Origin of the sequence: Dysgonomonas sp. 511, assembly GCF_010501105.1 — a bacterium.
Taxonomy (GTDB): Bacteria; Bacteroidota; Bacteroidia; order Bacteroidales; family Dysgonomonadaceae; genus Dysgonomonas.
Window position 1 is genome coordinate 58,144 of the sequence record NZ_QVMQ01000006.1, and the last position, 12,415, is coordinate 70,558.

Consider the following 12,415-nt stretch of genomic DNA (forward strand, 5'->3'; position numbering starts at 1 on the left):
TAAGATTACTATGAAGCAAAAAATTATTACACTTCTGTGTGCAGTAATTTCTACGGTGGCGGTCTTCGGGCAGTCGTCGTGGGTTAGGGTAAACCAATTAGGGTATATTCCCGATAGTAAAAAAGTCGCTGTTTTTATCTCATTAGATGATAAAGCCGGACTGAATTTCGATGTAAAAGATAGCAAGACGCAGAAGGTTGTATTCTCCGGCGAGGGTGTAGCTGCCAATGCCGAAAGATGGGGAATGAAGCAGGCTTACAGGCTCAACTTTTCTGCTCTCAGCAAAGAAGGCGTTTACTATATAGAATGCAATGGGGTTAAATCTCCTGACTTCGAGGTGAATACCAATGTGTATGACGGAACTGCCGATTATGTACTGAACTATATGCGTCAGCAGCGTTGTGGATTCAATCCCTACCTCAATACGGTATGCCACCAGCACGATGGATTCATTGTCGATCATCCCACTCTGGAAGGAAAGAAAATAGATGTGAGAGGGGGCTGGCACGATGCATCCGACTATTTGCAATACCTGACTACTTCGGCCAATGCTACTTTCCAAATGCTGTTTGCATGGCAGCAAACGCCTGACAAATCGGTATTCAAAGACGAATACGGAGCCGATGGCAAAAAAGGGGCGAATGGCATCCCTGACATTCTCGATGAGATAAAATGGGGACTTGAGTGGATGGTAAGGATGAATCCCGAAGCCGAATTGATGTTCAACCAGATAGCCGACGACCGCGACCATGCAGGATACCGCCTGCCTAGCCGCGACTATGTAGATTATGGCTGGGGAGCAGGACAAGGACGCCCTGTATTTCCTGTAACGGGTAAACCGCAGGGGTTGAGAAAGGATAATACGAACCGTTCGACCGGGGTTTCTTCCAGCGCAGCTAAATATGCTTCGGCATTTGCACTCGGCGCGGAAATATTCAAAGATATAGACCCGGATTTTTGTAAAGTGATGGTACAGAAAGGTTTGGAGGCTTATGAGTACGGAAAGAAATATCCGGGGAATAACCAGACAGCCTGCACTGTTTCGCCTTATTTCTACGAAGAAGACAACTGGGTGGATGATATGGAACTGGCTGCTGCCGTCAACTACAACCTGTCGCAAAGCAAAGGCTGGCTGAAAGATGCCGATTATTGGGGACAGTTGGAAGAGGTGACTCCGTGGATGGAACTGGGGCGCGCACGCCACTATCAGTTTTATCCTTTTGTCAATCTGGGGCACTTCTATCTGGCAAACGGTAAAGATGAAGTAATGAGCAAAAAATATCAGGGCTTTATGAAAATGGGGCTCGACTGTTTGTTCAACAGGGCGAAACAAAACGACGATCCGTTCCTCAATGGCGTTCCGTTCATTTGGTGCTCCAACAATCTGGTGACTGCTGCCATAACACACGCACAGTTATACTATCAGGCAAGTGGAGACGAAACTTATCTGGAAATGGAGGCGGCACTTCGCGACTGGCTGTTTGGTTGCAATCCGTGGGGCACTTCCATGATATCGGGATTGCCTGCCGATGGCGATTCACCGATGCACGTGCATTCGTCTTATTATACGCTGAGGGGCGAAAATACTCCGGGTGGGCTGGTCGACGGGCCTATCTACAAATCTATTTTCAGCAACCTGAGGGGTGTGGGTATTGGCGAAAACGACCCTTATGCTCCGTTCAATAACGGTGCGGCTGTGTACCATGACGATTCGGGCGATTATTCGTCGAACGAGCCTACGATGGACGGTACGGCTAGCCTGACATTTTATTTATCGACAATGGAGAAGCTCGGAAAGCTTCAAAAAAAAAAGTAGATGATGAACTGGATGCTTATGGGGCAACAGTAAGAAAAAATAAGAATAAGAAAGAGATTCGCCTGATATTTTCCGCCGACAAAGCATTCGAAGGTGCGCCTCATATCTTGAAAGTATTGAATAAACATAAGATAAAGGGCTCTTTCTTTGTCACAGGAAATACACTAAGGGATAAGCGGTTCGAGAAGATTCTCAGCGAAATAATAAAAAAGGGGCATTACCTTGGCGGGCATTCCGACAATCATCTGCAATATGCATCGTGGGAAAACCGCAAATCGCTGGTGTCGGCCGATAGCCTGTTATCGGATTTAAGGAAAAACCTCGATGAATTGAACCGATGGGGTATCGCAGATAAGAAAGCTATTTACTATTTGCCACCATACGAATATTACAATACTGAAAATGTGAAAGATATGCAACGGGGTGGGGTGGAAGTAATCAATTATACGCCGGGAATAAGGACTCCTGCCGATTATACTACTCCCGACATGAAGAACTACAAGAGTTCGCAGGAGTTGATAGACCAGCTTTACCGGTTCGAAAGCGAAAAAGGATTGGATGGGGCTATCATCCTCATTCATCCGGGAACGGTGGCAGAACGGACAGATAAGTTGTATAACAGGTTGGACGAAATAGTCATATACCTGAAAAATAAGGGGTATAAGTTCTGTAGTTTTTGAGAAGAGATTTATCTATATAGAGCCCCTTTGTCCCCTGGAGTGGGGAATAGGCATAGCCCCAAAAGAGGGAAAAGTAACAATGTAAAAATATGAAAAGGTGCATAGTACAAGACAAAAAATGATATTTCCTCGAAAGACTGTAGGGGCGTAATATCTTACGCCCGATACAACCGACGGGCGAATGATAATTCGCCCCTACAATGCTGATACTACAATAATTTTCATTTTTGTCATGTACTGTAAAAAGGTGTTACTTTTGTTACTTTTTCACTTTACTCCCCCGCTCTCGCTAAAGGAAGAGAGGGCTGCAAGCGCTGCAAAAGAGAGGAAAAAGTAACAATGAGAAATCGGGGTAATATGTGTTACTTTTGTTACTTTTTTTGTTCGTAATGTTTAATAAAAGCTTGTAACCCGTAACAGCCCGTAGGGCGTAATAACTTGTAACTTTAAATTAATTAAACCATGCAAAATTATATACCATTTACTCCCAAACGGGTGCAGGCGATAGATGTCTTTAGGGCATTGACGATGGTGATAATGATCTTTGTCAACGATCTGGGTTCGGTAGCCGGTGTGCCTCATTGGCTGGAACATGCTGCCATGACAGAAGATTTTCTGGGTTTCTCCGATTTGGTATTCCCTGCATTCCTTGTTGTTATGGGAATGTCGATACCATTGGCTATAGAAAGCAAGATACAGAAGGGCGAGTCGAAAGCCGGTATTCTGGAAAGTATCGCTTCGCGTACATTCGCCCTTATTGTAATGGGGCTGGTACTGCTGAATGCAGGGCGGGGCGTATCGGAAGACTTGATAATTAATAAACATGCTTTTACGATACTTTCGTTGGTTGGGTTCTTCCTGGTATGGAACCTGTATCCCAAAGCTAAAACACCGACTGCCTTGCAAACGCAAAAGATATTGAAAATAGCAGGCTATATACTGATCTTCACCTTAATATACATCTACAGAGATCCTAAAGGGAATACTTTCCAACAGGGATGGTGGGGTATTCTCGGGCTGATAGGATGGGCATACGGTATCTGTGCTGTGATATACCTGTATTGCAGGAAGTCGGTCAAAGCGTTGGGCGTTGCATATCTTTTCTTCCTGATACTCACGGCTCTAGGTTCGAGCAACTATCTTGGGCCTTTCAACAGGTTGATACCTGACAATGGTTGCCATCATGCTTTTGCTATGACGGGAGTTTTGACAACCTTGTTGCTGTTACACAATAAATTGAACCTTCGTGTCAATCAGCGTTTGATGATCCTTGCGGCAATCGGTCTTGTGATGGTTGCACTCGGATGGTTGTCGAATAATATCTGGATTATATCGAAGATACAGGCTACACCGCCGTGGTTGCTATACAGTTCGGGGCTGACTCTCCTGTTTTATGTATTTATCTATTGGTTGACCGACATAAAAGGTAAGTCTTCGTGGTTCAGTATTATCGGCCCTGCCGGAACAGCAACGCTTACCTGTTATCTTATTCCATACCTTTTATATACAATCATTTACATGACAGGGTTTAAGTTCCCCGATTTCTTATCGGTAAGCCCTGTCGGTCTGCTTAAGTGCTTGTTCATCTCCCTTATAACGGTAGGTATTACAGCCTTGATAGGCAGGGTAGGGGTTAAGCTGAAGATATAAAGAGTAAGAAAATAGAGGCATAATAAAAGCGTTAAACGGAATGGTTTAACGCTTTTGTTGGCTCATATACAGTTGGTTATTAGTTATATCTTGATGTATATTTTCTTCTTGTATAGGATGTATCCTACCAGCCAGCTAATGCTGACTACCAGTATAGCATAGATAAGAGAACCGAAGTAAGGGTCGAGGTATGGAGTGACAATGTTGTTGAGGAAGATGCCTTTGAGTGTTGATGTCCCTCCATCGTACGGAATCCGCAGAGTTCCCAACAGCCCGCCAAACAAGCCTCCGAATACATAGATAAACAAAGGATTGACCCCAAACGATTCGAAAAAGCGGCTCCATTTCTTATAGCCCTTTATATCTATAATCCAGATGAGGAGGGCAAGTAATAGCGAGGCTAACCCACAGGTAGCCAGTACGAATGTAGGAGTCCATATTTTCTTGTTGATAGGGCAACCGTAGCTGAAAAGGAATCCGGCAAAGGTCATGATTGCCCCGATGATGAACAGCTTTTCTATCCGCTGGTGGTTGTCTTTGGTTTCTACTATGAATTTGCCGCAGCAGAAGCCGATCAGCACATGGGCTATAGCAGGCAGGGTGCTTAGCAATCCTTCGGGATCGACAATCTGCCCTTTTCTATACAAGTGTGAGGTGCCGAGTATGGCTTTGTCTACGATATACACAATGCTGTTGGTATTGTCTTCGGCGGCAAATCCATCGCCAAAGACGAGGATAAGGTAGTAGCCGATGAGAGTGCCAATAATGATGTGCGGTATATATTTATGCTTTACGAGCATCCCTATAAGGGCTGTGGCGCAATAGGTTAAGGCTAGTCGTTGCATTACTCCCATTATGCGGATGTTCTCGAAGTTTGTAATGGCTTTCAAGAGGCGGCTTCCTATACTCAGGTTTTCTTCGCCCAGCGAGTAGTATGTTCCTATCGAGAGGAAGCACCACGCCATAGCGAGCCCTATGAGGAAGATAATGATTGTGCGCTTAATGATTTTGAAAAGCAATGTTTTAGAGAAAGCAAAGTTGAACTTCTTCATCGATACGTAGGTCGATATTCCCATGATGAACATGAAGAAAGGAAAGACCAGGTCGGTAGGGGTAAGTCCGTGCCAGTCGGCGTGTTTCAACGGTTCGTAGATCGTGCTCCAGCTTCCGGGGTTGTTGACAAGAATCATGCCTGCAATAGTGATGCCCCGTAGGATGTCTAAAGCCAAAATGCGCGAAGATTGCTTTGGCTGTATTAATGTGTCCATTAGATTGATAGGGTTAGAATATGATGGTTTAACAATGTAGTAAAGATACGAATAAAAGTTGTATCGGGGATAGGAAAAAGCTTAATATTATCTGTTAAGTAATTTTTGAAAATTTAGAGTCTGTTTAAATTTTATAGCAGAACTTTTTTATAGCTATTTTTAGATGGATTTTACGTGTTTTGCTCGCTGGTTTAGCGGGCTAAACCGAGAGCAAAATGTGGAAAATACGCTAAAAAGAGCATAAAAAAGTTGCTAAGAACTATACTAAAGAACCTATTCGCTAAAATTTAAACAGACTATTAGACAGGCTCTTACTTATAAATCAATAATAAACAAAGGTTGATAAATAAGGGCGAAACCTCCAAAAAGTAAGGTTTCGCCCGGCTATAAGAATTTACAGTATTTGATTTGCGATTACATTATTTTGTTATTTAATATTCGTCATCCTCAAACTCAAACGAGGTTTCATGAGGGCTTTTTGGAGGGGGACTTTGAGCAAATCCTCTCTCTACTATTACTTCGATGGTTTCTATTGCCGGAGCTATATAGGTTTTCGCAGTTTCTGCCATTGCTTGTTTGCTTGTTTTGTTTTCTTGTGTCATCACTCGTTAATTTTTATTGTTGTTTATTTTACTATTATTTTTCTGCTTACAGTACAGTTTTCGGTTTCTACCTTGACCACGTAGATGCCGGAGGCTACATTGTATATTGTATCTTCTGTTGTGTTGTACAGCAGTTTACCGGCAAGATTATAAACCAGTACCCGTTTCACAGGTGTGCGCGATTGTATATACAGTGTATTGTCGAGATCATATATCGAAACTTCATCGTTGGCATCCAGTACTTCCTTCTTTGCCTGGAATACGATGCTGAAGCGTGACGTATTATCTGTGATATCGGAAGAAAACTCATATGCTTCGCCGCTTGTAAGGCTGAACATTTCATTCTGAGTGTTGTCTTTCAGCATTATATCGAAACCGTCGAAATCTTCTACAGCTATTGCTGCAATACTGTATTCTCCACTGTGATTGGTAATAAAACCAAGCGGGATTTCTGTGCCTGTTTCTATGGCGCTAAGTCCGTTGAATATCAATTTCTCGTTTTCGGCTACCGTGTAGATTGATGCGCCCGAATTGAACATTTTACCGGAGTCGTAGCGGTCGAAACCATCTTTTGCGTTTTCGTCTGCAAAGATTACGGTACGGTCGGCTTTCTTACCATCTTTCAATTGTAAGCGGACGAGTGGCCTCTTGTCGCCGTTTTCGGTTGCCTTAAGCGTATTGCCGCTACCTGCCGTTGATTCGTCGACCATTGTGCTTTCGGTAAATCTTAATGTTCCCGAGTTGAGTGCACGTACCCAAAAAGCTTGCATTGCAGGGATATATCGTAAAGAGTAGCCCAGGTCGTCGGGATCGCTCAGTCCACTTTCGCTGTTGTATGTATAGAAATGATAGGCATCGGTTCGGGTACGATACCAGATTGTCGGTTCCAAAAATGCATTTGCTGCACTTATGGCGTTCCAGTCGATGTGCGACAAGTACGGATTACCCACAAGGTTGAAGCCGGCTTTGGCTACACCGGTACTGCGGGTAAGCGGTATTTCTACGTCTCCGGTGTTTGGTATGCCAGCGAAAGGGAATCTTGTATTGCCGGTACCTTCGGTATATAGGACATAGCCTTTGCCCGGAACGAGCGTATTTTCGCTGCCTGCAATATTTACCCAACCGTTGATTCTTGGGTCGGATGCGCTATATGGTGTCGTGCGTGTTTCGTCGCTGTACTCTACAAAGCCGGCGGCAGCCAATGTTGTGTTTGCTTTAGCTGCGGTTATAGGGCTGCTAATATACCAGGTGCGTCCTTTGGCAAGAGTCAGCGAAGGAGGTTCACTTACCTGTATTGTTTTTGTCGCTGTGTTTTCGCCTGATTGGTTTGCAATTTTAAGCTTGACAGTATAGATGCCTCCATCACTATACGTATGAGTAGGATGCTTCTCCGTAGAAGTATGGCCATCGCCGAAATCCCAAAAGTATGCAATGTTCGAAATTTCTGGCGAAGTATTGGTGAACGTTACCGGGATACCTGCATCCTGCGATGTTTCTACCGTAAATGATGGTTGGGGAATAATTAAAGTACAGGCAGTAGGGAAAAGAGCGAGTGTACAACTACTAGAAAAAAAGTTGGGATTAGATGCCGTATTAATTAGTGTTACATTATCTTCAATGGTAATCGTAGACGACCGTACTCCGAAAATATCCATTATATTAGGTGAATAATAAACCTCATATCCAATAAAAAACTCGGAAGGTACAATAATTGGCGTAGCAAAAGTGAGTGTATTATCGCCTGTTTTCAATTGGCTAAAGGCGAAATCTTCACTGTAAAGTACTTTATTTGGTAGCCCATTACTACCTTTATTCCATAGTTTCATTGTTATTTTTGCATAATTCGGATCATTCGAATTATTTTGCAATGCACATATTTTTATTTTAAATCCGGTTATTTTTTGAGCTTCTTCCAAATTATAATATGCTGCAAAGTTCTTATAATTAGAAGTATTGGTGCCGTAAGTATAGCTATTTTTACCTCCATGAAGATAAACTGAATTGGTTACGGCATATAGCTCACTTTCATCCCAGCATACAATGCCTTTGTAGTCGGTGAGGTCAACAGCTATTTCATTCGATTCGCCGGAAGGATTATTGTTGCTTACGGCCTTTACGGTATAATACCAAGTGGTTTTTGCGTTATCCAAATTGGTAACATCGAATGAAATTACATTACCTACATTTTTGTCCTGAAAGCCACCATTTGCATAGATTTTTGTATCTCCTTTTTTATAATATACGCTCAACAGATAGCTTTGGGTTTTGGCCGATGGGCTCCAGTTTGCTGTGAAATTCATTGGTCCAATATTATCAGCAGCGGAGGCTACAGGACTACCCTCTTTAGGAAAGATTACGTTGAATGTCATTGTCTCGCCACCAGCCGCGCTAAACTGGTTGATTATGATACCGTCCAGACCGGCAGAGTTATCAGACAGGAAGGCATTTGGCGAGGACCAATTGCTGAATGTAGTTAACCCTCCCTGTTTGAAAACGGCATTGGCAATAGTGCCGGAAGTAATGTTGTCTAAAGCACCCTCGCGATAGACATACATTTCGAATGGTTTCGCGCTTGTTCCAGTGGCAGATGTATTATAACCTCTCGGGTTTATTCGCGAAATGATAATACCCGCATTTGGTATCCTGGCATCGTAAACACCACCCAGTGGGCCACCTTTGCGTCTGTATTCCAATACAAAATATTCGCCTTGTGTAGAAGTCGGCGACATGATTTTATAAGCGATCTGGTCTCCTTCCCTGTTCCAGATATCGTGGAGTGTATAGGTTCCCGAGCTGGTGATCTCGGTGATATCGGAAATAAATCGCCCGTACTTATTGGTAATGTATGCCGATGAGCTTTGCGGAGGGGTAGCATTACTGCACATTACATCCCAACTACCTACTGGGTGCGTGATACCGCTAATTCCCGTACCACTTGTACTGTACATGTAAAGATCGGGAGCGCCTAGTGTGTGGTATGTTTCGTGTACAAGAGTACTTGATTGACAATGGTTTTCGAGAAGCAGATTGTATTCCCATACCATCTTACCATTAAGCTTTACATTGTGAGTATATAAAGCCCATTTGTGAGGCCATAACAATGTACTCCAGCCTCCGGGATCTCCTTGAATCACGAAGTTTATATTATCCACATTCCCATCGTTGTTGTAATCTAAAGTCGCTGCGGGAAATGCTGCTTCAATTTGCGACCGGCAATGTTCTATTGCATCCCTCAACAAAGTATGTTCAATAATACATCCTGCATCATCATTATTATCTATCATATAATACGAGCGTTTTTGTGGGGCTTGATACGATATGACGGTCGCACTTCCATTTTGAGCCGGAAAGAATGTGGAGTTTATTAGGAATTGCCCATTGGATATATCCCTGAAATAACTTTTAAGGGATTGGCCTGTAGCCGTACCATTGTATAAGGATTCTATATCGCTGTGAACTTTTATAAAATCCGGTTCGTCGGAAAATGTAATATAGATAACGATATTGTTCATTGTTCCTGCACGCAGAGTTGTCGACTTCGTCTGCGCATTTTTTAATCTGTCGCTTAAATCTTTTTTTTTGGGTACAGCATTAAACTTCTCGCGGAGCTGCACCCATTTTTCAGCGGAAATATTAATGTTGGGGTCAATACCGAAGTCTTGTGCATCTTTCGTGCGCCGCATACCGTTCGTTTGCACATAAACGATGTCGGTAGGTACAAGTTCGCCGTCTCTTAGTGTGGCATACACAACCCATCCTTCAGGATTGCGGAGCAATGTAAAACCATCGGCATCGTGTACACGATTGTGATACTCGTCGCCGGTAACAAAAAGGTTAAGGACTGTGCCGTCAGGCTGTGTCACTTTTACCGGATAATTCTCGATCCATGCTGCATGTACCGAAACCGATAGGCATAAAAAAATAAAAATAAGGCAAATGTTTCTCATTTGATACATAGTTTGTAAGTGTCTGATGCGTATAATAGTAGTCTTAGCTTTTTAGAGATATTGAATGTTATGCAAATATAGTAATTTTTGAAATAATTCTTAAATTTTAATAATATGGCGTCTTTTTTATAAAAAAGTATTCATTATCCCGTTCTGAAAGACGTTTTCCCGTATTTCAGATAGGCACACATCGCTTTTACGAAATATCACTACAAGTAGTGATTGACTTCCCCCGAAGCATTCTGTACTTTTGCACATCAACTTGAGTCAAAGACTATCATTAGAAACAAAGCATGATTTATAAAAGGATTCTTTTATTACTGTTTACCGTTTGCCTGTATTTTCCAACAATATCTGCTGAAGGAGGAAACCCCGTTTCCGATTCTGTGGTGTTGTCTTATACCGGAAAGGCAGTCGTGATAGAATCTTTTAAACAAAACAGCGACCTCTATTTGCAACCTGTTGCCGCCTCCTTGCTCACAGCACAAGAGGTAAAAGACTTCAACCTTGTAAATATAAAGGAGATAACCTCACTCACGCCCAATCTTTTTATTCCCGACTATGGCAGCAAGATGACTTCGCCCGTCTATATCCGCGGTATCGGTTCGCACCGCAATGCTCCATCGGTAGGCTTGTATGTAGATGGTGTGCCTTATTTCGACCGCTCGGCCTTCGATTTCAATATCAGCGACATAGACCGTGTAGAGGTGCTTCGTGGGCCTCAAGGGACTATCTATGGGCGCAATACGATGGGTGGTATAATCAATGTCTTTACCAAATCGCCGTTTAAATATGCAGGTACCAATGTCAGCCTCTCGGCAGGTAATTATAATAACTATTCGGGTGGCGTATCGCACTATGGCAATGTAGACAATAAGATAGGTTACGCACTTTCTGGCAACTATATGCATTCGGGTGGATACTTCCAAAATACGACTGTCGGCAAAAAAGCCGATCCTATAGATGCCGTGTCTATGCGCACACGCCTCAGTTGGCGCATCCGTCCGCGACTGTCGGCACACCTTATACTGGCATACGAATATTCCGACCAGAACGGTTATCCCTATCGTGTGCTGCATAAAGAAACAGGGGAGGTAGACCCCGTAAACTATAACGAGCCCAGCTTCTTCCGCCGCAATATGTCTACCAATGGGCTGAATATAGAATATGTAACCGATGCCTATAAACTTTCGTCGCAAAGCTCGTTCCAGTTTTTCAATGGTACACAGGGTTTGGATCAGGATTTTTCGCCAAAAGATTTGTATTTTGTAGATTTCTACCAGCGTCAGCAGATGTATTCGCAGGAGTTTAATGTAAAGTCGCTGAAGGAAGACAGCCGTTACCATTGGCAGTTCGGATTGTTTGGTTTCCACCAGAATTATTACCAGACCAACGATACCGACAACCGTACTACCGGCGGACATACCATACAAAGTGCGCACAATCCTACAACGGGCTTCGCCGCCTATCACCAGTCGACGGTCAACGACCTGTTTATCCGCAACCTATCGCTGATTTTGGGCGTGCGTTACGACCGCGAGCGTGCTAAACTGACAATGGACAGGATAAAGCCAGCAGAAACCGAACCAACGGTATATGGCAAGGCCTCCTTCTCTCAATTCACGCCGAAGGGCTCTTTACAGTACTCTTTCAGCAAAGATGGAATGGCATATTTCTCTGTTTCGCGCGGATATAAGACCGGAGGATTCAACAATACTGCCGAAACGGAAGAAGACCGCATATTCGATCCCGAACATAGCTGGAGCTACGAGGTGGGTGCTAAGTCGGGCTTTTGGGGCAAACTGCTGTTTGTGGATATGAGTTTGTTTTATATCAACTGGAACGACCAGCAGATTTCGCAAACCAAACCAAGCGGACAAGGCTTTGTTATAAAAAATGCAGGTAAATCGGTGAGCAAAGGCGTGGAACTGTCGGTAATGCTAAATCCTGTGAAAAATGTAAGCTTACAAGCTGCTTACGGCTACACAAGCGCCAAATATAAAGACCACAAGGATTATAATGCAAAGACGGAGGCAACCACCGTTTACGATGGCAACTACCTGCCTATGGTTCCCCGGCACACCCTTTCGGTAGCAGCTAATTATGTGTTGCATATCCCGTGGGTGTGGCTCGACAATATTACCTTCAATGCACAATATGCAGGAGCGGGTAAGCTGTATTGGACGGATAAGAACGATTATACACAGCCATATTATGGGCAATATAACGGTAAGATATCTTTTGCAAAGGATAATTTTTCAATCGGCCTGTGGGCAAAAAACATAACGGGAAAAGAATATATATCGTATTATTTTTCCACATCGGGCGGGCATTATGTACAAAAGGGCAAGCCGTTTACCTTCGGGGTGAACTTAAATGTTAAATTTTGAAATAAGTTGAAAGTTGAAAATGCGGACTAAAAAGAGATAGTGCGAAATATTCATTTTCAACT

General features: G+C 43.3%; 7 protein-coding genes. 4 read left to right on the forward strand and 3 right to left on the reverse strand.

The genetic code is table 11. The annotated features are described in order from the left end of the window. The first annotated feature begins 10 nt into the window (after window positions 1-10). From D0T57_RS03915 to D0T57_RS03920, 3 genes are all read left to right on the forward strand, one after another. Window positions 11-1,816 (forward strand): glycoside hydrolase family 9 protein, encoded by a 1,806-nt coding sequence (locus tag D0T57_RS03915; protein WP_255490481.1) that lies wholly within the window; start codon window positions 11-13, stop codon window positions 1,814-1,816. Window positions 1,817-1,881: 65 nt separating this feature from the next. Further along, window positions 1,882-2,496 (forward strand): polysaccharide deacetylase family protein, encoded by a 615-nt coding sequence (locus D0T57_RS15785; RefSeq protein ID WP_368666899.1) that lies wholly within the window; start codon window positions 1,882-1,884, stop codon window positions 2,494-2,496. A 462-nt stretch (window positions 2,497-2,958) separates the two neighbouring features. Continuing rightward, entirely contained in the window at window positions 2,959-4,146 is a 1,188-nt protein-coding gene (locus tag D0T57_RS03920) for a DUF5009 domain-containing protein (RefSeq protein ID WP_163271085.1), read from the forward strand. 83 nt (window positions 4,147-4,229) lie between these two features. On the opposite strand, the gene D0T57_RS03925 is transcribed toward D0T57_RS03920, so the two are convergent. The 3 genes from D0T57_RS03925 to D0T57_RS03935 form a co-directional block, all read right to left on the reverse strand. Continuing rightward, window positions 4,230-5,414: an acyltransferase family protein gene (locus D0T57_RS03925; RefSeq protein WP_163271087.1), complete on the reverse strand. Its 1,185-nt coding sequence runs from the start codon at window positions 5,412-5,414 to the stop codon at window positions 4,230-4,232. Between the two features lie 431 nt (window positions 5,415-5,845). Next, complete coding sequence (locus tag D0T57_RS03930; RefSeq protein WP_163271089.1) at window positions 5,846-6,016, reverse strand: hypothetical protein; 171 nt, start codon at window positions 6,014-6,016, stop codon at window positions 5,846-5,848. A gap of 23 nt (window positions 6,017-6,039) precedes the next feature. Then, window positions 6,040-9,963, reverse strand: a complete 3,924-nt coding sequence (locus tag D0T57_RS03935; RefSeq protein WP_163271091.1) for a M6 family metalloprotease domain-containing protein — start codon at window positions 9,961-9,963, stop codon at window positions 6,040-6,042. Between the two features lie 293 nt (window positions 9,964-10,256). On the opposite strand from D0T57_RS03935, the gene D0T57_RS03940 reads away from it, so the two are divergent. After that, window positions 10,257-12,353 carry a TonB-dependent receptor gene (locus tag D0T57_RS03940; RefSeq protein WP_163271093.1) on the forward strand — a complete coding sequence of 699 codons (2,097 nt, stop codon included), beginning with the start codon at window positions 10,257-10,259 and terminating at the stop codon, window positions 12,351-12,353. The last annotated feature ends 62 nt before the right edge of the window (window positions 12,354-12,415 follow it).

Coding starts and splice junctions, on each gene's coding strand:
- D0T57_RS03915 (WP_255490481.1), top strand. CDS start 11: ATGAAGCAAAAAATTATTACACTTCTGTGTGCAGTAATTTCTACGGTG.
- D0T57_RS03920 (WP_163271085.1), top strand. CDS start 2,959: ATGCAAAATTATATACCATTTACTCCCAAACGGGTGCAGGCGATAGAT.
- D0T57_RS03925 (WP_163271087.1), bottom strand. CDS start 5,414: ATGGACACATTAATACAGCCAAAGCAATCTTCGCGCATTTTGGCTTTA.
- D0T57_RS03930 (WP_163271089.1), bottom strand. CDS start 6,016: ATGACACAAGAAAACAAAACAAGCAAACAAGCAATGGCAGAAACTGCG.
- D0T57_RS03935 (WP_163271091.1), bottom strand. CDS start 9,963: ATGAGAAACATTTGCCTTATTTTTATTTTTTTATGCCTATCGGTTTCG.
- D0T57_RS03940 (WP_163271093.1), top strand. CDS start 10,257: ATGATTTATAAAAGGATTCTTTTATTACTGTTTACCGTTTGCCTGTAT.